The organism is Mycobacterium sp. FW102-FHT13B02, from assembly GCF_058790275.1.
This window is the reverse complement of the sequence record NZ_JBYTCM010000010.1, coordinates 83900-107624: the sequence shown is the minus strand read 5'-3', so window position 1 is coordinate 107624 and position 23725 is coordinate 83900. Positions and strand designations below refer to the sequence as shown.

Below are 23725 nucleotides of genomic sequence, written 5' to 3'. Positions count from 1 at the left end.
GGCTACTCGCCCCGGACCGCCGCCGCTGCTGCCCGGATCTGCGGGGTCACCAGCATGACCTGGCCGAGGACACCGTTGACGAAACCGGGCGACTCGTCCGTGGACAGCGTTTTCGCCAGCTCTACCGCCTCGTCGACGGCGACCGGCTCCGGCACATCCGTCGCGTGCAGCAGCTCCCACACCGCGACGCGCAGGATCGCCCGGTCCACCGCGGGCAGGCGCTCCAGCGTCCAGCCCTGCAGGTGTGCGGAGATCAGGTCGTCGATGTGTGCCGCATGGTCGGTGACGCCATTGGCGACGGCCACCGTGTACGGGTTCAGCGCCGAAATCTCGGGGTCGCTGCCGGCCAGGGTGTTGCGCAACTTCGCGCCTTCGGCGGCGGTGATCCCGCGGGCCTCGGCTTCGAACAGCAGATCGACGGCACGTTTGCGCGCCTGGTGCCGACCCTTGTCGGAACGACGGTCAGGCATTGACCCGACTGATGTAGCTGCTGTCGCGGGTGTCCACCTTCAGCTTGTCGCCGATGTTGATGAACAGCGGCACCTGGATCTCGGCACCGGTCTCCAGGGTGGCCGGCTTGGTGCCGGCGTTGGAGCGGTCGCCCTGCAGGCCGGGCTCGGTGTGCGCGACAACGATGTCGATGCTGACCGGAAGTTCGAGGTACAGCGGCACACCGTTGTGGAACGCGATCTGCACCTGAAGGTTCTCCAGCAGGAAGCCGGCGGCGTTGCCCACCAGAGCCTCGGTCAGGGGGTGCTGCTCGAAGTCCTCGGCATCCATGAAGACGAAGTCGCTGCCGTCGCGGTACAGGTAGGTGGCGTCACGACGGTCGACGGTCGCGGTCTCCACCTTCACGCCGGCGTTGAAGGTCTTGTCGACGACCTTGCCCGTCAGCACGTTCTTGAGCTTGGTGCGCACGAAGGCCGGGCCCTTGCCGGGCTTGACGTGCTGGAACTCGGTGATCTGCCACAGCTGGCCCTCGATGTTCAGCACGAGGCCATTCTTGAAATCGGCGGTAGATGCCACGATCGGTACTGCTCCTAGCTCTCTGTCATCAGAGGATGGCCAGTTCCTTGGGGAACCGGGTAAGCAACTCAGGTGTGTGTGTCGTATCGCTGCCCACGGCTAGCGTGTCCTCGATCCGGACGCCGCCCCTGCCGGGCAGGTAGACACCGGGCTCCACGGTGACCACAGAGCCAGCAAGCAGTGTACCGGCGGCGGCGGAGTTGATTCCCGGCGCTTCGTGAATCTGCAGCCCCACCCCATGCCCGAGCCCGTGGGAGAACTGCTCACCGTAGCCGGCATCGACGATGACCTGCCGCGACGCCCGATCCACGGCTGACAGCGTGGTGCCCGGCGCCAGGGCCTCGCGGCCCGCCCGCTGCGACGCGGCGACCAGGTCATAGATGTCGCGCTGCCACTGCGCCACGGGCGACAGCACGAATGTACGGGTCATGTCGGAGTGATAGCCCGCGACGAGCGCGCCGAAGTCGATCTTGACGAAGTCGCCGGCCGCCAGCACCGCATCGGTGGGCCGGTGGTGCGGGATGGCGGAGTTGGCGCCGGCGGCGACGATGGTCTCGAACGACGGCCCGTCGGCGCCGTAGTCCAGCATCCGTGACTCGAGTTCGCGGCCGACCTCTTTCTCGGTGCGGCCGGCCCGCAACCCGCCGGATTCGATCAGGTCTTTGAGCGCGGCGTCGGCGGCCTCGCACGCCAGTCGCAAGATCGCGATCTCGCCGGCGTCCTTGACCTCTCGCAACGTCTCGACCATGCCGGGCGCCCGGACCAGTTCGACGTCCCCGCTGACGCGCTGCAGTGCCGCGTGCGCGTCGACCGTCATGACGTGACTTTCGAAGCCGAGCCGCTTGACCCCGGCGGCTTCCGCGGCGCGCACCAGTTGCGGGGCGCACGCACGCTCGATGAGGACCTGCGTATCCGGGGCCTGCTGTGCGGCCTGCGTCCGGTACCGCCCGTCGGTGGCCAGCACCGGGGTGTCCCCGTGAGTGGGAATCAGCAGTGCGGCGTTCGAACCGGTGAATCCGGACAGATAACGGACGTTGACCAGGTCGGTTACCAGGATCGCATCCAACTCCGCAGCCGCCAGATGGCGACGCAGAATGTGGCGCCGGTGGGAAATTGTCACGATATGTGACGCTACTCGCTACGCTGTCTGCTCATGAGTAAGTGGTTGCTGCGCGGAATCGTCTTTGCGGCGTTGATGGTGATCGTCAGATTGCTGCAAGGCGCGATGATCGGGGCCTGGGAAAAACAGTCCCTCATGATCAGTGTCACGCTGGTCGTGCTGTACATCCTCGCAGCGTTCGCCTGGGGCGTCCTCGACGGACAGAACGACGCGAAGGCGCAGCCCGATCCCGACCGCCGCGACGACCTCGCCATGGCGTGGCTGGTCGGCGGCCTGTTCGCCGGCGTCGTCAGCGGCCTCGTCTCGTGGCTCATCGGACAGATTTACGACAACATCTACGTCGACGCGCTCGTTTCCGAGGTCACCACGTTTGCCGCCTTCACGGCGCTGATCGTCTTCGTCGGCGGAATCTGCGGCGTGACGCTCGGCCGCTGGCTCATCGACCGCCACGCCCCGCCGCCCCCGAAGCACGACCACGCCGGGGCGGGTGACCGCGCCGACACCGACGTGTTCGCCGCGGTCGCCGTCGCGGTCCCCGTCGAAGGTGCCGAAGGCGAAACCGAGGTCATCGAGACCACACCCAAAGCCAACCCCGAGTCCTGAGACTCGGAGACAAAATCGCGGCCGGTATCACCGGCCGCGATTTTTTTGCGCTACTTCAGTCCTTCGCCACGACCGAATAGGCCGCCGCCAACAACGAAGGGTCCGGACCCTCGAGCCGGCCGGGCTTGGCCAGCCCGTCGAGCACCACGAAACGCAGTACACCCGAACGGGTCTTCTTGTCCCCCGCCATCGACTCCAGCAGCTGGCCGAAAGCGTCGGGGTCGTAGCTGACCGGCAGGCCCAGCGCGGTGAGGACGCGGCGGTGGCGGTCGGCGGTGTCGTCATCGAGACGCCCCGCGAGCCGGCCCAGTTCAGCGGCGAACACCAGGCCCACCGAGACCGCGGCGCCGTGCCGCCACTGGTAGCGCTCGCGGCGCTCGATGGCGTGCGCCAAAGTGTGGCCGTAGTTGAGGATTTCGCGCAGCGCCGACTCCTTCTCGTCGGCGGCGACCACCTCGGCCTTGACCGCGACGGCCCGGCGGATGAGCTCGGGCAGCACCGTTCCGGTCGGGTCCAGCGCGGCCTCCGGATCGGCCTCGATCATGTCGAGGATCACCGGGTCGGCGATGAAGCCGGCCTTCACCACCTCGGCCATCCCGGCGATGATCTCGTTGCGCGGCAACGATTCCAGCGTCGCGAGGTCGACCAGGACGGCCAGCGGCTGGTGGAAGGCGCCGACGAGGTTCTTGCCGGCGTCGGTGTTGATGCCGGTCTTGCCGCCGACGGCGGCGTCGACCATGCCGAGCAGCGTCGTCGGCACGTGCACGATGTCGACGCCCCGCAACCAGGTCGCCGCGGCGAATCCGGCGACGTCGGTGGCCGCGCCACCGCCGAGGCTGACGATGGCGTCCTTGCGGTCAATGCCGATGCGCCCCAACACTTCCCAGATGAAGCCGACGACGGGCAGCTCCTTGCCCGCCTCGGCGTCCGGAATCTCGATACGGTGCGCGTCGATCCCCTGGTCCGCCAGGTAACCACGGATCGCTTCAGCGGTCTGGGTCAGCACCGGCTGATGCAGGATCGCGACGCGGTGCCGCCCCCGCAGAACCCGGCCGAGGTCGCCGAGCAACCCCCGCCCGATGATCACCGGATAGGGCCGGTCGACGTTCACGTCGACCACAACAGGTTCAGCGACACTCTCGGTCATTGGAGCCTTTCAGTCGTTTCGCCAGTGCCGCGGGGCTCGGCGGGGCCTCGGTGGTCGGTCCGGGATTCAGGACCGTGGGCAGCCGGCGCCATGCCGAACGGCGGCGACGCCGGGAGTGCTCGTCGCAGCGCGGCTGCTCGAGCCGGTGCACGATGTGGCGTACGACAGCCCCGGGATTACGTCGGTTGGTGTTCACGCGGAGCGTGGCGACCTGCCGGAACAGCGGCACGCGCTGCGCCATCAAGGCGCGGTACTTGGCCCCCGGATCGTCGCCGGCGAGCAGCGGACGGCCACCGCCAGCGGTGCGCCGAACACCTTCTGCCGCACTGATTTCCAGGTAGACAACGGTGTGCCCGGCAAGTGCCTCACGTACCTCCGGGGTGGTCACCGCGCCACCACCGAGCGAGACCACGCCGTCGTGTTCGGCCAGTGCGTCGCGAATGACGTCGGCTTCGATCTTGCGGAACACCGGTTCGCCTTCGGCGAAGATGTCGGCGATGCTGCGACCGGTGGTCTCGACGATCTTGGCGTCGGTGTCGAGCATCGGCACCTGCAGCGCCTTCGCCAACCGTCGACCGATCGTCGACTTGCCCGACCCGGGCATGCCGACCAGTACAGCCTTGGGCACCATCGATTTATCCGGACATCTGCGGTTCGCGCTCTTGCACCGCACGCAGGTAGTTCTCGACGTTGGCGCGCGTCTCGGCCAGCGAGTCACCACCGAACTTGTCCAGCGCGGCGCGCGCGAGCACCAGCGCCACCATGGCCTCGACGACGACACCGGCCGCGGGCACGGCGCAGACATCGGACCGCTGGTGGATGGCGACGGCCTCTTCGCCCGTGGCCATGTCGACGGTCGCCAGCGCGCGCGGCACGGTCGAGATCGGCTTCATCGCGGCACGGACCCGCAGCGGCTGACCATTGGTCATGCCGCCTTCCAGGCCGCCGGCCCGGTTGGTGGAGCGCATCACGCCGTCGGGGCCGGGGTACATCTCGTCGTGCGCGACGGTGCCACGGCGTCGCGCGGTCTCGAAGCCGTCGCCGATCTCGACGCCCTTGATGGCCTGGATGCCCATCACCGCCGCGGCCAACTGGCTGTCCAGCCGGTTGTCGCCGCTGATGAACGAGCCCAGACCGATGGGCAGCCCGCTGACCACGACCTCGACCACACCGCCGAGGGTGTCGCCGTCCTTCTTGGCGGCCTCGATCTCGGTGATCATGGACGTTTCGGCTTCTTCGTCAAACGCCCGAACGGGACTCGCGTCGATACGTTCGAGATCCTCGGGCTGCGGGACCGGGCCGTCGTAGGGCTTGGATGCGCCGATGGAGATGACGTGCGAGACGACCTCGACGCCGAGGGCCTGCTTCAGGAAGGCGCGGGCGATGGTGCCCGCCGCGACGCGGGCCGCGGTCTCGCGGGCGCTGGCGCGCTCGAGCACCGGGCGGGCGTCGTCGAAGCCGTACTTGAGCATGCCGGCGTAGTCGGCGTGGCCGGGCCGGGGCCGGGTCAGCGGCTCGTTGCGCGCGGTGTTGGCCAGTTCGGCCGGGTCGACCGGGTCGGAGGCCATGACGGTCTCCCACTTGGGCCACTCGGTGTTGCCGATCTGGATGGCGATCGGGCCGCCCAGCGTCTGACCGTGCCGAACCCCGCCGAGCAGCGTGACTTCGTCCTTTTCGAACTTCATCCGGGCACCGCGGCCGTAGCCGAGACGACGCCGCTGCAACTGCGTGGCGATGTCGTCCGAGGTCACCGAAAGGCCGGCCACCATGCCTTCGACCATGGCCACGAGGGCGCGGCCGTGGGATTCACCTGCTGTGGTCCATCGCAACACGTGTCCCATTGTCCCATGAGGGGGTTTACCGGCTGAAATCTCCTCAATGCAGGCTGCATTGCAGCAGCACGGTGTCGATGTCCCGGCCGTGCTTGTGGCCGACCTGCCGCAGCCGCCCGGCGTCGTCGAAACCCAGCTTCTTGTGCAATGCGACGGACGACGGATCGCCGCTGTCGGCGATCACCGCGATCACCTCGCGGACGCCCGCGGCGCGGGCAGCGTCCAGCAGCGCGCCGAGCAATTCGGAGCCCGCGCCCTGGCCGGTGGCCCACGGCGCCAGGTAGATCGAGTCCTCCACGGTGCCCCGATAGGCCGGCCGGGACTTCCACGGCAGGCAGTACGCGTAGCCCGCGACCTTGCCGTCGCGTTCGACGACCAGGAAGGGCAGGCCGGCAGCGGCAACCCTGGTGAACCGCGTCTGCCATTCGTCTGCGGCCGGCGGCTCCAGCTCGAACGACGCGACGCTGCCCACGACGTAGTGCGCGTAAATCTCGGCGATGGCAGGCAGGTCAGCGGTGGTGGCGGCGCGGATGCTCATGGTGAGGCCAAGGTACCGAGCGCGACCGCCGCCGCGCTGGCGAGGCACATCGACGGCCCATGCGGCACGGTCCGGCCGTCTCGCCGCAGCACGACGACCACCGCATAGCCCGCCGTGATCAGCGGCGCCCCGATGGCCGCCAGCGCCCAGACGTCGGCACCGAACATCCCGGTCAGCGCGCCCAGCCCGAGAGCCAGTTTGACGTCGCCGCCGCCCATCGCATGCGGGCTGAGCAGGTGGATCAGGAGGTAGAGCGCGCCCAGCGCGGCGGCGCCGGTCAGCGCGGCGAGACCCCGGCCGAGAATGGCTGCCGCCAGCAGAATGACCGCGGCGCCCGGCAAGGTCAGCCAGTTCGGTAACCGTCGCTCCCGCAGGTCGTAGGCCGTCAGCGCGATCATCCACGTACCAATAACCAAGGCCGCCCCCATCTTTCGAGGCTAAGGGGGCTGGGGCGGCGTCCCGACACGAATGTTCCACGCGGTGCCGGCCCAGCGAAGTACGTAGATTCAGTCACGAGGCACGTGCTGCCGCGATTATTGAAGTCAGGTACCGTTCCAGGCTCGCCGACGTCCCTGAGTTCAATCACCACTGGCGGATCAACACGTCGATTGCACTCACGTACTCATCGGCCCCAATTTTCGGCTCTGCGCCAATCCGTGGGGCACAGGCAGGCGCCCGCACCGCCATGCCACTTTCATCTTGCAATCGTGGTCTCGCGCACTCGGGCTTTTGCGCCGTAGCTGCGGAGTCAACGCGGGCCTCGCGTTCACCCCGCGCCCAGGGTCTTCACTATTCGAACTTTGTGACCGTCAGCGCCGGGTCAACGTCCACAAGGCATTTGCTTTTCAAGTGCCCAGCAGATGGCCGGTCGCGACTGCGCCGCCAGCACCTTCGACACGAAAGCGACGCTACTCACAGAATCTCAGCTCGCCGCGAGCGCCGCTGCCATCGCCTCGCGCGGCGCGGGCATCCCGGTGAACTGCTCGACCTGGGCGAAGGCCTGGTGCAGCAGCATCTGCAGGCCACTGACCACGCGGCCACCAGCCGAGGCAACGGCAGCAGCCAGCGGTGTCGGCCATGGGTCGTAGATGGCGTCGAGCAGCACGGCAGCGTCGGCCACGGTCCCAGCGAACTGCGAAGCCACGTCGGCGGGCAGCGTATTGACCACCACGCCAAGGGAATCGAGCGGTTCGCCCAAGGCGACCCACCGGGCGTGCATCCCGAGCTTGTCCCCGAGCGCCACCAGTGACGCCGCCTTGTCGGCATTGCGGGCGACGATCGTCAGGTCCCGCACACCGAGTTCGGCCAGGGCCACCACCGCCGCGGGCGCCGTGCCACCGGAGCCCAGCACCGCCGCGGGCCCCGACACCTCGCCCAGCGCGCCGACGACTCCGTCGACGTCGGTGTTGTCGGCTCGCCAGCCACCCTCGACGCGCACCAGGGTGTTGGCCGAGCCGACGAGCTCAGCCCGCTGCGTGCGTTCGGTCGCGAACCGCAGCGCCGCGAACTTGCCGGGCATGGTGACCGAGACGCCGACCCATTCCGGGCCGAATCCGCTCACCAGGCCGGGCAGTTGGGCCTCGGTGCACTCGATGCGGTCGTAGGTCCAGTCGGTGAGTCCGAGTTCCCGGTAGGCCGCCAGGTGCAGCTGCGGGGACCGTGAATGCGCGATGGGCGAGCCCAGGACCGCCGCCCGACGCCCGCTCATCGAGCGCTGTCGAGCACGCCGTTGCGCTTGGCGAGCTCGATGCTGGCGAGGTGCTGTTGGTAGTCCCGGGTGAACACCGTCGTGCCCTGCAGGTCGATGGTCACGAAGTACAGCCAGTCCCCCGGCGCCGGGTCCTGAGCCGCGACCACCGCGGGCTGCCCGGGCGAACAGATCGGCGTGGCCGGAAGGCCTTCACGCGCATAGGTGTTCCACGGCGTCGGCTGCTCGCGGTCGGCGTCGGTGGTGGCCACCTCCTGCCGATCCAGCGGGTAGTTCACCGTCGAGTCGAACTGCAGCCTGCGGTGATCAGGAGTGGCGAGCCGGTTGTAGATGACGCGGGCCACCTTGGCGAAGTCCTGCGGGTTGGACTCGCGCTGCACCAGCGACGCCACGATCAGGATCTGGTACGGCGTCATGTTGGCGCTCGCGCCGGCGTCGAGTAGGCCGCCACGTTCGTACTGGTGACCGCTCGAGCTAATCAGGCTCGCCAGAATCGACTCCGGCGTGCCGGCCGGGTCGACGTTCCACGTGCCCGGCGCGATGAGGCCCTCGAGCCTGCGGTGGTCGGCGCCCAGCGCCTTCACCGGCCCCGCCGCCCAGCTCGGCACCATCAACGCCAAGACATCGGCCGCACCGGCTGCCTTCTTCAGATCGTCGGCAGACACGCATTTGCGGTTGCCGTCCAGGTCGACGCACGAGGCAGCCGAGATCAGGCTGAAGATGCCCTGGTTGATCTTGTTGGTCTTGACGTCGGTGGTGTCGTCGAGCTGGCGGCCCTCCGGGATCACCAGGCGGCCGACGCGATTGTTCTTCTCGGTGAGCCGGGATACCGCGTTGGCTGCCGAGATCTCGGTGCGCAGCTTGTAGAAGCCCGGCTGAATCTCGGTCATCGCCTTGTTGCCCTCGGCGGCCTGCACGAACGTCTTCACGTTGGCCACGACGCCGTGGTCGTGCAGGTTCTGCCCGATGGCGGTTGTCGAGTCGCCCTGATGCACCTCGATGACCAGGTCGTTGTTGCCGTCACCGGAGTAGTCGTTGCCCGAACCGAAGATCCCGTGCCACAGGCGCGAACCGAGGAACACCGCACAGACCACGACGACGATGAAGACGGTCAGCGCCACGATGCTGCGGCGGCGACGGCGCTTGCGGTTTCGCTCGGCGCGAACCCGCTCGGCCCGGCTCATACCGCGGCGGGGCCGGCCCACCGATTCGGGCTTGATGCGGGTGCTGCCCCACTCGTCGTCATCGGGGGCGTCCGGAATCATGTCCTCGGCCGGGGTCATGCCTGCCCCTCCTGGCCGGCCTCATTGTTCGCCGCGGCGGCCAGCACCGTCCGGCGCATGTCCAGCCAATTCTGGAGAATGCCGACGGCTGCCACCTGATCGATCATCTGCCGTTGCCCCTTCGCACGCACTCCGGCCTCCCGCAGCGAGCGCTGCGCGGTCACCGTCGTCAGGCGTTCGTCTGCCATCCGCACCGGAGTCGGGGCCACCCGCACTGCCAGGGCGTCGGCGACCTCGATCGCGTCGAGGGCCGAGCTGCTGGCCCGGTCCTTCAGGGTGCGGGGCAATCCGACGACGATCTCGACCGCGTCCTGCTCACCGGCCAGTTTCACCAGCCGAGCCAGATGTTTGGCGGTCTTGTCACGACGAACCGTCTCCAGCGGGGTCGCCAGGATTCCGTCCGGGTCGCACACGGCGACACCGATCCGCACCGTGCCGACGTCGATGCCCAGCCGACGACCGCGTCCGGGGTCGTCGGCACCGGGGCGGTCGGGCATGCGGTCGGTATCAGCCAAAGCTAGCTCCGGCCCAGTTCAGCGCGTAGCGCGGCCAGACCCGCGTCGATACCCGCTGCCCCCTTACCGGAACCCTGTGCCAGATCGGCCTTTCCACCACCACGGCCGCCGACGGCAGCACCCAGCTGCTGCACCAGTTCATTGGCCTTGAACCCGAGGTCCTGCGCGGCCGCGTTGACGGCCACCACATACGGCACCGAGTCACCCGAGTCGGCGATCAGCGCGATCACCGCCGGCTCCGAGCCGAGCTTGCCCTTGATGTCACCGGTCAGGGTGCGCAGGTCGCCACCGGAGAATCCGCCGGGCAGCCGTTGCGCGACGAGGCGGACCTTACCGATCACCTCGGCACCGGCCGCGGCGTTCGCGGCGGCGGCCTTGGCACCGGCCAGGCGCACCTTCTCGAGTTCCTTTTCGGCGGCCTTGAGCTTCTCGACCAAGGTGGCCACGCGCGCGGGCACCTCTTCCGAGGGCACCTTCAGCGACGAGGCCAGGCCGGCCATCAGCGCCCGTTCCTTTGCCAGGTGCCGGAACGAGTCCAGGCCGACGTAGGCCTCGACACGGCGCACACCCGAACCCACCGACGACTCGCCGAGGATGGTCACCGGGCCGATCTGCGCCGAGCGCTGGACGTGGGTACCACCGCACAGCTCGAGGGAGAACGGTCCGCCGATCTCGACGACGCGAACCATGTCCGGGTACGACTCGCCGAACATCGCCATGGCGCCCATGGCCTTGGCCTTCTCCAGCTTCTCGTTGAAGGTGTGCACCTCGAAGTCGGCCTGCACCGCCTCGTTGGTCACTTCCTCGACCTGGGTGCGCTGCTCGTCGCTGAGCGCGCCCTGGTAGTTGAAGTCGAACCGCAGGTAGCCCGGGCGGTTGAGCGAACCGGCCTGAACAGCATTGGGGCCCAACACCTGTCGCAGCGCGGCGTGCACCATGTGCGTGCCCGAGTGCCCCTGGGTGGCGCCGCGGCGCCAGGTCGGGTCGACGGCGGCCGTGACGGTGTCGCCCTCGACGAACTCGCCGGACTCGATGTTGACGGTGTGCACCCACAGCGACTTGGCGATCTTCTGCACATCGGTTACCGCGGCCTTGGCGGTGGCCGACGAGCCGGTGCCCGTGATCGAGCCGGTGTCGGCGATCTGACCGCCCGACTCGGCGTACAGCGGAGTGCGGTCGAGCACCAGCTCGACCCGCTCACCGGCACCCTCACCGCCGTGCGTCACCACCGGCACTCGCTTGCCGTCCACGAAGATGCCGAGAATTTTTGCCTCGGAAGTCAATTCGTCAAAACCGGTGAACTCGGTCGGGCCGGCGTCGACCAGGTCGCGGTAGGCGGACAGGTCGGCGTGCGCGTGCTTGCGGGCGGCGGCGTCGGCCTTGGCACGGGCGCGCTGCTCGGACATGAGGCTGCGGAAGCCCTCTTCGTCGACGGACAGGCCGGCTTCGGCCGCCATCTCGAGCGTCAGCTCGACCGGGAACCCGTAGGTGTCGTGCAGGGTGAAGGCGTCACTGCCGGAGACGACGGTCTTGCCCGCGGCCTTGGTGGCCGCCGCGGCGTCCTCGAACAGCCGCGAACCCGACGCGAGGGTGCGGTTGAAGGCGGTCTCCTCGGCGACCGCGATGCGGTTGATGCGCTCGAAGTCGGTGACCAGCTCCGGGTACGACGGGCCCATCGTGTCGCGCACGGTGGTCATCAGGTCGGACATGATCGGCTGCTCGACGCCGAGCAGCTTGGCGGCGCGGATGATGCGGCGCAGCAGGCGCCGCAGCACGTACCCGCGGCCCTCGTTACCCGGGGTGACGCCGTCGCCGATGATGATCGCGGCGGTGCGGCTGTGGTCGGCGATGACGCGGTAGCGCACGTCGTCCGCGTGGTTGCCCGCGCCGTAGTGGCGGGGCGCGACCGAGGCGACCTTGTCGATGACGGGCCGGACCAGGTCGGTCTCGTAGACGTTGTCGACGCCCTGCAGCAGGCAGGCGATGCGCTCGACACCCATGCCGGTGTCGATGTTCTGGCGCGGCAGCGGGCCGAGGATTTCGAAGTCGGTCTTGCTGGTGCCCTCGCCCCGCTCGTTCTCCATGAACACGAGGTTCCAGATTTCGATGTAGCGGTCCTCGTTGGCCTCGGGGCCGCCGTCGATCCCGTACTCGGGGCCGCGGTCGTAGTAGATCTCAGAACACGGGCCGCAAGGGCCGGGGATGCCCATGGACCAGTAGTTGTCGGCCTTGCCGCGGCGCTGGATGCGCTCCGGCGGCAACCCGGCGATTTCCTCCCAGAGCCCGATGGCCTCGTCGTCATCGAGATACACGGTGGCCCAGAGCTTTTCGGGGTCGAAGCCGTAACCGCCCTCGGACACCGGATTGGTCAGCAGGCCCCAGGCGAGCGCGATGGCGCCGCGCTTGAAGTAGTCGCCGAACGAGAAGTTGCCGGCCATCTGGAAGAAGGTGTTGTGCCGGGTGGTGATGCCCACCTCGTCGATGTCCGGCGTGCGGATGCACTTCTGGACGCTGGTCGCCTTGTCGTACGGCGGGGTGCGGTCGCCCAGGAAATAGGGCACGAACTGCACCATGCCGGCGTTGACGAACAACAGGTTCGGATCGTCCAGGATCACCGATGCGCTCGGCACCTCGGTGTGGCCCGCTTTCACGAAATGATCGAGGAATCGTTTCCTGATCTCGTGTGTCTGCACGTGCTGACGTCCTTCATCGACCGGGTAGTTGCCCGCATAACAGTACCGGGTGCGGTTTCGGCCCCAGCCCAAGAACCATTGTGCGCCGCACCGCCGGGGAGGACAGTTGTCCTTATCCGGTGGCGCCGCCGGAGCGCCGCCCCGAATAAAGAGGGGGTGGACCGTGTTCGCACGTTCTACCACGATGATGGCGCGCCCCGACCAGATCGACGCCGGCATTGCCTACATCCGCGACGAGGTCATGCCTACCCTGCAGGAACTACCCGGTTCTGTCGGCCTGTCCCTGATGGTCGACCGGGAAACGGGTCGCTGCATCGCCACCAGCGCCTGGGAGTCCGAGGACGCCCTGCGTTACAGCGCCGGCGAAGGCCGCCGGCTCCGCAATCTGGCTGCCGAGCGGTTCGGCGGCGGCGCCCCGCAGGTCGAAGAGTGGGAGATCGCCGTCCTGCACCGCGAACGCGGCAACGGCGCGTGCGTGCGCGCCACCTGGCTCACGGTGCCGCCGGACCTGATGGAGGCCGGCATCGATTACTTCCGCGACACCGTGCTGCGGCAGATCGAGCATCTGCCCGGTTTCTGCAGCGCCAGCCTGCTCGTCGACCGCGGCTCGGGCCGAGTGGTGTCGTCGGCGTCGTTCCGCACCCGCGAATTGATGGAGGACTACTGGCCGCAGGCGACGGCGCTGAAGGTCGAATCGGTACAGGCCGCCGGTGCGACCGAGATCGACGATTGCGCGTTCGATCTCGCCATCGCCCACCTGCGGGTGCCGGAGCTGGTCTAGCGCCGCCGCCGGATGATGGCGCGCAACTTCTCCAGGCGGCCGCCGATCTCCCGTTCCGCCCCGTACGGGGTGGGCCGGTAGTAGTCGACACCCACCAGCTCATCGGGTGGATACTGTTGCGCCGCAACACCACCCGGGTGGTCGTGCGCGTACTTGTAGCCCTGGGCGTGGCCGAGGGCGGCCGCACCGGCGTAGTGCCCGTCCCGTAGGTGCGCCGGCACCGTCCCCGCCTTACCGGCCTTGATGTCGGCCATCGCCGCCCCCAGGGCCACGGTCACCGCATTGGATTTCGGCGCCGTCGCCAGGTGCACCGTCGCGTGGGCCAGCGTCAGCTGGGCCTCCGGGAGCCCGATGAGCTGCACGGTCTGCGCGGCGGCCACCGCGGTCGGCAGGGCCGTCGGGTCGGCGATGCCGATGTCCTCACTGGCGAGGATCATCAGCCGGCGCGCGATGAACCGGGGGTCCTCCCCCGCGGTCAGCATCCTGGCCAGGTAGTGCAGCGCGGCGTCGACGTCGGAGCCGCGCACCGATTTGATGAACGCGCTGGTCACGTCGTAGTGCTGGTCACCGTCACGGTCGTAGCGCACCGCGGCCTGATCCAGCGATTGTTCGACGACCTCGACCGTCACGCGCTCTTCGTCGGCGGTTTCCGCCGCGACCTCCAGTGCCGTGAGCGCACGCCGGGCATCCCCGGCCGACAGCGTCACCAGCAGAGTGACGGCGTCGTCGTCGACCTCGACAGCGCCGCCCAGGCCACGCGGGTCGGTGATCGCCCGCTGCACCACGGCCCGCACGGCGTCGGCGGTCAGCGGTTGCAGCTGCAGGATCAGTGATCGCGACAGCAGCGGTGCGACCACGGAGAACGACGGGTTCTCGGTGGTCGCCGCCACCAGGAGCACGACGCGGTTCTCCACCGCGGCCAGCAGGGCGTCCTGCTGGGTCTTGGAGAAGCGGTGCACCTCGTCAATGAACAGCACGGTCTGGCGGCCGTGAATCGCGCCTCGACGGGCTTCCTCTATCACCGCGCGCACGTCCTTGACGCCCGCCGACAGCGCCGACAGCGCTTCGAACCGGCGACCGGTGGCACCCGAGATCAGGGACGCCAGCGTGGTCTTGCCGGTGCCGGGTGGGCCGTACAGGATGACGCTGGCCGCGCCCGAGCCCTCGACCAGCCGGCGCAGCGGCGACCCCGGTTTGAGCAGATGATCCTGACCGACGACCTCGTCGAGCCCGGCCGGCCGCATCCGCACGGCCAATGGTGCCCGGGTGGGGATGCCGGCCGATACGTCAGCATCGCCTCCTACGTCGAACAGCCCATCAGACACGGTTCAGGCTTACCACGCCGCACCGACCGGCGGTTCAGTCGGCCGGGGTGGTCACGAAGTCGATCAGCTCCTCGACCCGTCCGATCAGCGCCGCTTCCAGATCGTTCCAGTCCCGGACGCGGCCGCGGATGCGCTGCCACGCCTGCGCGATGTCGGCCTGGTCGGCGTGCGGCCAGCCCAGCGCGTCGCAGACGCCGTGCTTCCACTCGACACCGCGCGGGATCACCGGCCAGGCTTCGCGCCCGATGCGGGCGGGTTTGACTGCCTGCCAGATGTCGATGAACGGGTGGCCCACCACCAGGGTGTGCTCACCGCCCGGGCCGCGGCGCACCTGCTCGGCGATGCGCGCCTCCTTCGAGCCCGACACCAGGTGGTCGACGAGCACGCCGAGCCGGCGGCCCGGACCGGGTTGGAAATCCCGCACGATGGCGGCCAGATCGTCCACACCCCCGAGGTACTCGACCACCACGCCCTCGACCCGCAGGTCGTGTCCCCACACCTGCTCGACGAGTTCGGCGTCGTGACGGCCTTCCACGTAGATGCGGCTGGCCAATGCGGTACGGGCCCGATGTCCTTGCACCGCAACCGAACCCGATGCGGTGCGGGCGGGGGCGGCAGGTGCGGACCGCTTGGGTGCGGTGAGGATGACGGGTTTGCCGTCGATCAGGTACCCCGGACCGATGGGGAACGGCTTGCGGTATCCGTCGAAGTCTTCGAGAACCATGCGGCCGTATTCGACCTGCACCACGGCGCCCACGAAGCCGGTCGTGGCGCACTCGACCACAAGCCCCTTCTCGGCAGGCTGCTCGGTCGAACGTTTCTTGGCGTTCGGGTTGCGGGCCAGCACATCGGATCCGTATCGGTCACTCACGGCTCCGATCCTAGGAAGCCACGCCGACCAGATCCGGTTGCGCCACCCGCGTTTTCGTCACGGCCCGATCACGAATGACGGACTACGGGGCCTTCTCGACCTTGATGTCACAGGTGATGCGCTCGCCGTCGACTTTCACGATCTTCATGTGCGCGACGTACGGCACGTTGCGCGGGCCGGTGAAGTGGCAGTCGAATTGGCCGCCCTTGGTGGCCTCCACGTCGGACGGACACTTCACATCGGTGGGGGTGAACTTGTTCTGATCGGACACCAGCTTGACCACCTGCTTGGCGGCGTCGTCGGCTTTGACCGTGGTTTTCGAGCTACATGCAGCCGGCGATAGGGCCGCCAGACCCATTAGTGCCGCTGCCCCCATCCTTACGCGCATCATGGGCGCGATCGTGCTCTATCCGCGTGGGCTGCGTCAACGCGCCGCGCGGTCCGCACCGCCGTCGTCCACTGCCGCGTGGATGAACCGCATCTTCTCCAAGACGGCCGGCGGCAGCACGAACGGATAGAGATCGGGTTTACCCATCGACCGGTTGACCATGTTCAACGCCCAGGCCAGCGGCAGCCAGAGCTCGATCAGCGTGTCAAAGCCGCTGGGGCCCAGCACCGGCCGCACGAAGGTGGCGCCGGCGGGCGCGAAACCGAAAGCCGCCGCGGTGTCCAGCGTGTCCCGGATGTGCAGGTAGTGCGCAAACGTCTCGGCCCAGTCCTCGGCCGGGTGCATGGTCGCGTAGGACGACACGTAATCCTGGTCCCAGCCCGCGGGCGCGCCGTCGCGGTAGTGCCGGTCCAGCGCCGCCTGATAGTCGCTGTCGGGGTCCCCGAACAGTGCGGTGAAGTCCGCGACGGCCTGGGGCGACGGCTGTATCAGGCGGTAGAAGTAGTAGTGCCCGATCTCATGACGGAAGTGGCCCAACAGGGTCCGGTACGGCTCGGCCATCTCGACGCGCAGTTGTTCGCGGTGGACGTCATCACCTTCGGCGAGGTCCAACGTGATGACACCGTCCTCATGGCCGGTGAAGACCTGGTGCTGCTCGCTGGACAACAGGTCGAAGGCGAGTCCCTGCTCCGGGTCGCGGTCGCGGCCGATGATCGGCAGACCCAGTTCCGCCAGTTCGAAGATGAGTCGGCGCTTGGCCTGCTCGGCGGTGGCGAAGGCGGCCATGGCTTTGGTGTCGTCGTCAGCAGGCCGGGTCCGCGTCAACTCGCATGATGCGCACAGCTGCGCGACCGGGCCCACCCGCACCAGCCAATTGCATTCGGCCAGATGCAGATTCGCACACAGTTGGTAGTCCGTCGAGGCGACCGCACCCGCGTGATCGCTGCTCTCCGGCGGCGCGATCACCAAAAGCGCCATGCTCTCCGGGGAGAAGCCGAGCGCGCTGCCGCAGCCCAGGCACACCGAGTTCTCGAAGGCCAGCCGCTGACCGCAATTGGGGCAGTTGAAGTCACGCACGCGGTTAACCTCCCGCAATCGGAGCGACGTCTACCGAGACGTCGATGATGCTGCTGTCGGAGTCGGTGTAGATGATGCCGCGCAGCGGCGGGACGTCGGCGTAGTCCCGGCCGAACCCGACCACGATGTAACGCTCGTCGACCATCTGGTCGTTGGTCGGGTCCAGCCCCAGCCACTGGTTCTGGGGCGTCCACACCGACGCCCAGGCATGCGTGGCGTCGACCCCCACCATCCGTTCCTTCCCCGGCGGCGGGTCGGTGGCCAGATAACCCGAGACATAGCTCGCGGCAAGACCGTTCGCGCGCAGGCAAGCGATGGCCAGGCGCGCGAAGTCCTGGCACACCCCCTCGCGGGCTACCAGTACCTCCGCGACCTTCGTCGACACCGTCGTCGATCCGGATCGGTAGGTGAAGTCGCTGAAGATGCGCGAGTTGAGGTCGCGCAGCACCTCGATCAGCGGCCTGCCCGTAGCGAAACTCGGTGCGGCATAAGCCCTTACCGCGTCGGTGATCTCAGCGGGCTGCAGGTCCAGCACGAATTCGGTGGCCAGCGCACCTTCTGGCCCGGTCGGCCGGGCGTCCTCCCATGGCGCCACGGCCGCTCCGGCCGCATACCATCCGGCCGGCGGCGGATCGACCTCCACGATGCTGCGCCCGGTCACGACGAGTTCGTGATGGGGTTGTGTCACATGGAAATACGAGCTGATATTGCCGTAGGCGTCCCGGCTCGTGGAGCGGTCGGCAGGTTCGGGATCGATGTTCAACCGATACGACTGGCAGCGCTGTTGCCCGCTGTTGCGCGGAGTGAGGAACCCGCGGCCGTACGAGCTGGTGACGACATCGGAGTAGCGGTATCGCGTGCGATGGGTGATCTGGTATTCGCGCGTCATGGCATCAGCCGCCGTTCGTCGGGACCCCACAGCGGCTGCATGCCGCTCGGCAGGGCCAGGTGTGCGGCGCGAATCAGCTCGGACAGCTCCCGCAGGTCCGCGTGCAACGTGTTGAGCAGCTCTGCCAGTTGATCACGCCGACCGTCCCCGTCGAGGTGTTCGAGATCGGCGGGGTCCTGTCGGCGCAGCCGGGTCGCGATCTCCTCGATCATGCGTTCGGGCCGCGTGGATCCGGTGGACGACGGCAGCGCCCGCAGGTCGGCGCGCAGCCGCTCGATCTGGAAGGCCAGCGAGCGCGGGTTCTCCTCGTCGAACAGCACCAGCTCGGCGATGGCCACCACGCTCACCTTCCCCAGGGTGCGTCGCCGGTACATCACGGCCGACTCGCACACCACGAGCGCCGACTCGGTCACCGTGCGCTCGGTCTCGGCGCCGCGCACTGTGGTGAGGGTGGCCCGCAACAGTGCGGTCAGGCCCAGGCCCCGCTCGATGCGTTTGCCGATGTCCATCATGGTCCAGCCGACGTCGCGCACCATCGATTCCGCGGCGACGCCGGACAGCGCCAGCATCCCGGCCAGGGTCTGGCTGTGGGCGGTGGCCAGGTACGCCTCCCCCTCGGTCTTCGAGTCCGGCGGCGGCAACGGCTCGCGCCGCCGGCCGCGGTCACCCGGATGCAGCACCGCACGTTCCACCGCGGCCAGCACCATCCACGTGTCGTTCGACATCTGATCGCGGACCGCACGCGCGGACAGCCCGAGGCGCTCGACCGACTGTGCCAGCGAGCCGGGACGGTGCCGGTCGGCCGTCAGCGCCCACAACGTGGTGGGCGCGATCGCCACCTGTTCGGCGTCGTCACCGTCGGAGCCCGTATCGCTGCCGGTGATCTCACCCAGCGCCGTGAGGAGCACCGGCACACAGTCCTTACCGGGGACGTCACGGCGGTAGCGGAACTCGTGATAGCGCTCGCGGGTCACGGTGAGCAGTCGCGCGGTGAACTCAGCGCGTTCGGCGTACCGGCCCAGCCAGAACAAATCCGACAGCACGCGCGGCGAACTGACGGCCCGCGTCGGGCTGCCGGTGTTGGCGGGCAGCTCGACGGGCGTCATCGGCACGGCGGTCGACCGGTCCGGGGTACGCACCCAGAGGTCTTTGGCCGCAATGGTTTTCATGCTGTACGCAGCGTGCCCGGGGGCCAGCACGTAGCCGAGGCCGCCGATCATCGGCGCGTATCCGCTGCGTTGGGCGACGGTGAAAAGCCGCATGCCGACGCTGCCGGCCGACAGCCCGCCGGGCAGTACGTCCATGGGCGCCGAGGAGAACTTCGGCAGCTCCTGGCCCACCCACTGCCATCCGGTGGCCTCGATGCGGGCCGCGAGCTCGGCGTGCTGCGCCGCGGACAGTGCCGGGCCGACGATCGCCGGGCCGCCGGTCACGGGGCGGATCAGGAGCGTGGAGAGTCTGCGCACCAGGTGCGAGCGTTCGGCGTCGATGCCGCCCCAGAAACATTGGACACCGGCCAGCTCCGGGGTTTCGCCGGTCAGCAGCTGGGCCAGCTCGGGCAGGAACCGCATGATGCCGGGGCTCTCGAGGATCCCGCTGCCCAACGTGTTCACCACGGTGACTGCGCCGCGGCGCAGTGCTTCGACAAGGCCCACCACACCCAGCCGGGAATCCGGCCGCAGGTCCAGCGGGTCGGCGTAGTCGGCGTCCACGCGGCGCAGCACGACGTCGACGCGTTTGAGGGTGCCGAGTGAGCGCATCCACAGCTTGCCTTCGCGCACCACCAGATCGGCGCTCTCGACCAGCGGAAAGCCCAGCACGCTGGCCAGGTACGCCTGGTCGAAGGCCGTCTCGGAGTGGATGCCGGGGCTCAGTACGACGACCACCGGCTCCTGCGCGGCCTCCGGTGCCGCGTCGATCAGCGCCAGGCGCAGGGCCTGTGCCCACGGCGAAGCGGGTCGGGGCGCCACCCGCTCGTACAGGTCCGGCACCGCGTGGGCGACGACCCTGCGGTCGGCCAGCGCGTAGCCCGCTCCCGACGGTGCCTGCGTCCAGTCCGCGTTCACCGCGAAACTGCCGTCCGGGTGCCGGCTGACGTCGCAGCCGTGCAGGAACAGCTGGTGCCGGCCCGGCACCGCGATGCCCCGGGCGGCGCGCACATAGCCGGGGTGGGCGTACAGCAGCTGCGCGGGCAGCACACCGGAAGTGATGGACCTGCGCTCGCCGTAGAGATCGGTCAGCACCGCATCAAGGAGCCGGGACCGTTGCACGACACCGGATTCCAGAGTGGCCCAGTCGCCCGCGGACAGCAGCAGCGGCAGCGCGTCGAGCTGCCAGGCGTCGACCTCCGCCTCGCTGTCGATGGTCGTGATGCCGTCGTTGTCGACGAGCTCACGTACGACGCCGCGTAGCTGGTCCAGACCGGTGCGACCCCGGTCCCGGACACAGTCGGTCAGTTCCTGCCAGGCCGGGCGGACCGCGCCGGACTCGGAAACCAGTTCGTCGTAGCCGACAGTCGCGACATCGCGGACGTCGAACAGCGGCGCCTGGGCCCGCGCAGCGCGGTACCCGGCCATGGGGTCGTCGAGATTGCGGGCGCGGAGAACCATCACCGCAGAACGGTACGCACCCGGCGCAGATCGAGGATGCCCGACGCTCCGCCATCGGTGGATTGACGGGCCTGTTTCTCGCGCAGATCAGCCAGATCGACGGCACCCGGGGTGAATCCCATGGCCTCGAAGCACCGGCTGCGCCGGGACTCGGCCTCGACGGCGTTGACGGGCGGAGTGTCGTACGCCCGTCCGCCGGGATGCGAGACGTGGTACGTGCAGCCGCCTCGAGAGAATCCCGTGAACCCGTCGATGAGTTCGATCTGCAGCGGCCCGTCGACGGTGATCGTGGGGTGCAGGGCACTCGGTGGTTGCCAGGCCCGATAGCGGACACCACCGACCTGGATGTCCGGGGTATCGGTGGCCAGCAGCGGTACCGGATGTCCGTTGACCGTGACGATATGACGATGCCGGTCGGCGCCGATCAACCGGATCTGCAGCCGCTCCACCGACGAGTCGACGTAGCGCGCGGTCCCGGTGCCCGCGGATTCCTCACCCAGGGTGTTCCACGGTTCGATGGCGCCGCGCAGCTCGAGCTCGACGCCGTCGTAATTCACGCTGCCGATGCGGGGGAAGCGGAACTCGGTGAACGGGTCCAGCCAGCTGGTGTCGAACGCGATGCCGTGTGCCCGCAGGTCGGCCGCCACCTCGGCGATGTCTTGGAGAATGAAGTGCGGCAACAGGTATCGGCCGTGCAAGTTCTCGCCGTGCCGGATGAGCGGCGCCCGCAGCGGCTCGTCCCAGAACCAGGCGATCAGCGACCGCACCAGCAGGGACTGCACCATGGCCATCTGGAAATGTGGCGGCATCTCGAAGCCGCGCAGTTCCAGCAGACCGAGACGGCCGCGGGCATTGTCCGGGCTGTAGAGCTTGTCGATGCAGAACTCGGCACGGTGGGTGTTGCCGGTGATGTCGGTGAGCAGGTGCCGAAGGGCGCGGTCGATGACCCACGGAGCGACGCTTGCGGAGCGACCGTCCGACGGAGCCTGTTTCGATTCACTTGTAATGCGCGCGATCTCGGCGAAGGCGATCTCCAGCTCGTACAGCGCTTCGAGACGCCCCTCGTCGACGCGTGGCGCCTGCGACGTCGTGCCGATGAACCGACCGGAGAACAGATACGACAGGGCGGGGTGCCGCTGCCAGTAGGTCAGCATCGACACCAGGAGGTCAGGCCGGCGCAGCAGCGGCGAGTCGGCGGGCGTGATGCCGCCGAGGGTGATGTGGTTGCCGCCGCCCGTGCCGCCATGCGTGCCGTCGACGTCGAAGGCCTCGGTGCCGAGCCGGGACTGCCGGGCCGCCTCGTACAGCGTCTCCAGTTGCGCTGCCTGCTCCGCGAACGACGCCGTGGGTGCCACGTTGACCTCGATGACGCCGGGGTCGGGGGTGACGGTCATCTGCTGCAGGCGTTGGTCCGACGGTGGTGCGTAGCCTTCGATCACGATGGGCGCGCCGACCTTGGCAGCGGCCTGCTCGATGCGGCCGACGAGGTCGGCGAAATCACCGAATGTCGTTGTCGGCGGCAGGAATACGTACAGCAGGCCCTCGCGCACTTCGGCCACCAGGGCGGTGGGGGGTGCGCCGTCCGCGCTGACGACGGCGGCAGGCCGGGTCGAGCTGTCGCCACTCTCCCCCGCCAACGGGTCGGCATCGGGCACCGGCCGCGGCGGATGCCAGCTGATCGAGTTCAACGGCAACCGCAGGCCCGCTGGTGAATCCCCGGCCGTGAGGACCAGGCGGCCCCGGCGCAGTCGCCAATCCGCGGACTCCCAACCGGTGTCATCGTCGCGGCGGTTCAGCGGCAGCACGAATGCGGCAGGTTCGGTCACCGCCGCATCGAGCTTGTCCACCAGGGCTTTTCGCGGTGCTGCACCGTCGTCCGTCAGGTCGTCGGTAACCGGGTCCCCGTCCGGCAGACGCACGGCGTCGGCCAGTCGCGCGAGCGCGTCCTCGTACGCCGGGCGCACCTGACTGTCCGGCAACCCGAGCCCGGCGGCGATCTCGGTGAGCAGCAGCAGTCCGGCATCTGCCGGCACGGGCGTCGTCTGCTCGCCGGCCCACGGGTCGGCCAGCAGCGTCGGATCGGCCCACAGCGGCGTCCCGTCCGTGCGCCACATCAGCCCGATCTGCCAGCGCGGCAACGGTTCTCCGGGATACCACTTGCCCTGGCTGCGTTGCACCAGGCCGCCCGGGGCCCAGGCATCCTTGAGCTGCGCGGTGAGGGCCGAGGCCAGTAGCCGCTTGTGTGGTCCGTCGGCGGCCGTGGTCCATTCCTCGTCGGTCTGGTTGTCGATCGAGACGAAGGTGGGTTCGCCGCCGACAGTCAGCCGCACGTCGCGCGCGGCCATCCGCTTGTCGATGACGGAGCCGAGGGCCGTGATCGACGCCCACGCCTGTTCGGTGTACGGCCGGGTGACGCGTGGGTCTTCGTGCACCCGGGTCACCACATTGACGAAATCAAGGGTGGCTTCGCAGGGGTCGACGGCGCCGGTGATCGGCGCGGCCGATTCCGGGTGCGGCGTGGCCGACAGCGGGATGTGGCCCTCCCCCGCCAGCAGGCCCGATGTGGCGTCCAGACCGACCCAGCCGGCGCCCGGAATGTACACCTCGGCCCAGGCGTGCAGGTCGGTGAAGTCGGCCGGCGGACCCGAGGGCCCGTCCAGCGCCTCGATGTCGGCGCTCAACTGCACGAGGTAGCCGGACACGAAGCGCGCCGCGAAGCCCATCTGCCGCAGGATCGCCACCAGGAGCCAGGCGGAGTCGCGGCACGAGCCGATGCCGGTGCGCAGCGTGAAATCCGGTGTCTGGACCCCGGGTTCGAGCCGAACGCTGTAGGCGACGTCGGCGTTGACCGCCCGGTTGAGCGCCACCAGGAAATCGATGGTGCCCGTCCCCGACGCGACGTCGAAGTTGCGGACCCACGCCGCCGTCAGGTCGCTGGAATCCTCGACCGGACGCAGGTAGGGCTTGAGATCGTCGAGCAGCTTGTCCGGGTAGGCGAACGGGACGGTTTCGGCCCATTCCTCGATGAAGAAGTCGAAGGGGTTGATCACCTTGAGGTCGGCGATCAGTCCGACCGTGATGCTCAGGCGGTTGGTCCGGTTCGGAAACACCAAGCGCCCCACGAAGTTACCGAACGCGTCCTGCTGCCAGTTGATGAAATGGTCGGCAGGTTCGACCTGCAGCGAGTAGGCCTCGATCGGCGTGCGCGAGTGCGGTGCCGGGCGCAACCGCACCACGTGCGGGTGCACCTTGACCAGCCGGTCGAAGGTGTAGCTGGTGCGATGCTCCAGCGCCACTTTGATTGCCATAGCGACCGATCC

At 68.7% G+C, this 23725-nt stretch carries 20 protein-coding genes and 1 pseudogene; 2 read left to right on the top strand and 19 right to left on the bottom strand.

All coding sequences use genetic code 11. The features are described from left to right. Positions 1 to 2 precede the first annotated feature (2 nt). Genes nusB through AC3WTE_RS18565 form a run of 3 tightly spaced genes read right to left on the bottom strand, consistent with a single transcriptional unit; the run spans position 3 to position 2146 of the window. Positions 3 to 470 (bottom strand): transcription antitermination factor NusB, encoded by a 468-nt coding sequence (nusB, locus tag AC3WTE_RS18575; protein ID WP_492439767.1) that lies wholly within the window; start codon positions 468 to 470, stop codon positions 3 to 5. Further along, on the bottom strand, positions 463 to 1026 hold the full coding sequence (gene efp, locus AC3WTE_RS18570; RefSeq protein ID WP_459369926.1) for an elongation factor P: 564 nt from the start codon (positions 1024 to 1026) through the stop codon (positions 463 to 465). Before efp ends, nusB begins: the two co-directional genes overlap by 8 nt. A gap of 28 nt (positions 1027 to 1054) precedes the next feature. After that, positions 1055 to 2146 (bottom strand): M24 family metallopeptidase, encoded by a 1092-nt coding sequence (locus AC3WTE_RS18565; RefSeq protein ID WP_492439765.1) that lies wholly within the window; start codon positions 2144 to 2146, stop codon positions 1055 to 1057. Positions 2147 to 2179: 33 nt separating this feature from the next. Between AC3WTE_RS18565 and AC3WTE_RS18560 the strand changes: the two genes are divergently transcribed. Then, on the top strand, positions 2180 to 2749 hold the full coding sequence (locus AC3WTE_RS18560; RefSeq protein ID WP_492439763.1) for a B-4DMT family transporter: 570 nt from the start codon (positions 2180 to 2182) through the stop codon (positions 2747 to 2749). 55 nt (positions 2750 to 2804) lie between these two features. Here AC3WTE_RS18560 and aroB read toward each other — a convergent pair whose 3' ends face one another. The 9 genes and pseudogenes from aroB to alaS all read right to left on the bottom strand — a co-directional run bounded on the left by aroB (position 2805) and on the right by alaS (position 12465). Next, positions 2805 to 3896 (bottom strand): 3-dehydroquinate synthase, encoded by a 1092-nt coding sequence (aroB, locus tag AC3WTE_RS18555; protein WP_492439761.1) that lies wholly within the window; start codon positions 3894 to 3896, stop codon positions 2805 to 2807. A 118-nt stretch (positions 3897 to 4014) separates the two neighbouring features. Next, a pseudogene (locus AC3WTE_RS18550) lies at positions 4015 to 4527 on the bottom strand (shikimate kinase); the annotation flags it as partial. Positions 4528 to 4531: 4 nt separating this feature from the next. Further along, positions 4532 to 5728: a chorismate synthase gene (gene aroC, locus AC3WTE_RS18545; RefSeq protein ID WP_459369921.1), complete on the bottom strand. Its 1197-nt coding sequence runs from the start codon at positions 5726 to 5728 to the stop codon at positions 4532 to 4534. 43 nt (positions 5729 to 5771) lie between these two features. Continuing rightward, a complete protein-coding gene (locus AC3WTE_RS18540; RefSeq protein WP_492439759.1) occupies positions 5772 to 6266 on the bottom strand; it encodes a GNAT family N-acetyltransferase in 495 nt (164 codons plus the stop codon). Next, positions 6263 to 6694, bottom strand: a complete 432-nt coding sequence (locus tag AC3WTE_RS18535) for a prepilin peptidase (RefSeq protein ID WP_492439757.1) — start codon at positions 6692 to 6694, stop codon at positions 6263 to 6265. Before AC3WTE_RS18535 ends, AC3WTE_RS18540 begins: the two co-directional genes overlap by 4 nt. A 494-nt stretch (positions 6695 to 7188) precedes the next feature. Then, positions 7189 to 7974, bottom strand: a complete 786-nt coding sequence (locus tag AC3WTE_RS18530) for a shikimate dehydrogenase (RefSeq protein ID WP_492439755.1) — start codon at positions 7972 to 7974, stop codon at positions 7189 to 7191. After that, the gene (locus AC3WTE_RS18525; RefSeq protein WP_492439753.1) at positions 7971 to 9257 is read right to left on the bottom strand and encodes an endolytic transglycosylase MltG; all 1287 of its coding nucleotides are present in this window, start codon (positions 9255 to 9257) and stop codon (positions 7971 to 7973) included. The genes AC3WTE_RS18530 and AC3WTE_RS18525 overlap by 4 nt, the downstream gene beginning before the upstream one ends. Continuing rightward, positions 9254 to 9772: a Holliday junction resolvase RuvX gene (ruvX, locus tag AC3WTE_RS18520; protein ID WP_492439751.1), complete on the bottom strand. Its 519-nt coding sequence runs from the start codon at positions 9770 to 9772 to the stop codon at positions 9254 to 9256. The genes AC3WTE_RS18525 and ruvX overlap by 4 nt, the downstream gene beginning before the upstream one ends. Positions 9773 to 9774: 2 nt before the next feature. Continuing rightward, positions 9775 to 12465: an alanine--tRNA ligase gene (gene alaS / locus AC3WTE_RS18515; protein WP_492439749.1), complete on the bottom strand. Its 2691-nt coding sequence runs from the start codon at positions 12463 to 12465 to the stop codon at positions 9775 to 9777. Positions 12466 to 12628: 163 nt separating this feature from the next. On the opposite strand from alaS, the gene AC3WTE_RS18510 reads away from it, so the two are divergent. Beyond that, on the top strand, positions 12629 to 13246 hold the full coding sequence (locus AC3WTE_RS18510) for a hypothetical protein (protein WP_492439748.1): 618 nt from the start codon (positions 12629 to 12631) through the stop codon (positions 13244 to 13246). Here AC3WTE_RS18510 and AC3WTE_RS18505 read toward each other — a convergent pair. The 7 genes from AC3WTE_RS18505 to AC3WTE_RS18475 all read right to left on the bottom strand — a co-directional run bounded on the left by AC3WTE_RS18505 (position 13243) and on the right by AC3WTE_RS18475 (position 23713). Further along, entirely contained in the window at positions 13243 to 14571 is a 1329-nt protein-coding gene (locus tag AC3WTE_RS18505; RefSeq protein ID WP_492439746.1) for a replication-associated recombination protein A, read from the bottom strand. The two genes, AC3WTE_RS18510 and AC3WTE_RS18505, sit on opposite strands and share 4 nt — an antisense overlap. A 34-nt stretch (positions 14572 to 14605) precedes the next feature. Continuing rightward, on the bottom strand, positions 14606 to 15442 hold the full coding sequence (locus AC3WTE_RS18500; RefSeq protein ID WP_492439745.1) for a DUF3097 domain-containing protein: 837 nt from the start codon (positions 15440 to 15442) through the stop codon (positions 14606 to 14608). An 82-nt stretch (positions 15443 to 15524) separates the two neighbouring features. Beyond that, entirely contained in the window at positions 15525 to 15833 is a 309-nt protein-coding gene (locus AC3WTE_RS18495; protein WP_492439743.1) for a DUF4333 domain-containing protein, read from the bottom strand. Positions 15834 to 15866: 33 nt separating this feature from the next. Beyond that, entirely contained in the window at positions 15867 to 16907 is a 1041-nt protein-coding gene (locus AC3WTE_RS18490) for a zinc-binding metallopeptidase family protein (protein ID WP_492439741.1), read from the bottom strand. 4 nt (positions 16908 to 16911) lie between these two features. After that, entirely contained in the window at positions 16912 to 17796 is an 885-nt protein-coding gene (locus AC3WTE_RS18485) for a transglutaminase family protein (protein ID WP_492439739.1), read from the bottom strand. Further along, positions 17793 to 20405, bottom strand: a complete 2613-nt coding sequence (locus AC3WTE_RS18480; protein ID WP_492439897.1) for a circularly permuted type 2 ATP-grasp protein — start codon at positions 20403 to 20405, stop codon at positions 17793 to 17795. The genes AC3WTE_RS18485 and AC3WTE_RS18480 overlap by 4 nt, the downstream gene beginning before the upstream one ends. Continuing rightward, positions 20405 to 23713 (bottom strand): transglutaminase family protein, encoded by a 3309-nt coding sequence (locus AC3WTE_RS18475; protein WP_492439737.1) that lies wholly within the window; start codon positions 23711 to 23713, stop codon positions 20405 to 20407. Before AC3WTE_RS18475 ends, AC3WTE_RS18480 begins: the two co-directional genes overlap by 1 nt. Positions 23714 to 23725 lie beyond the last annotated feature (12 nt).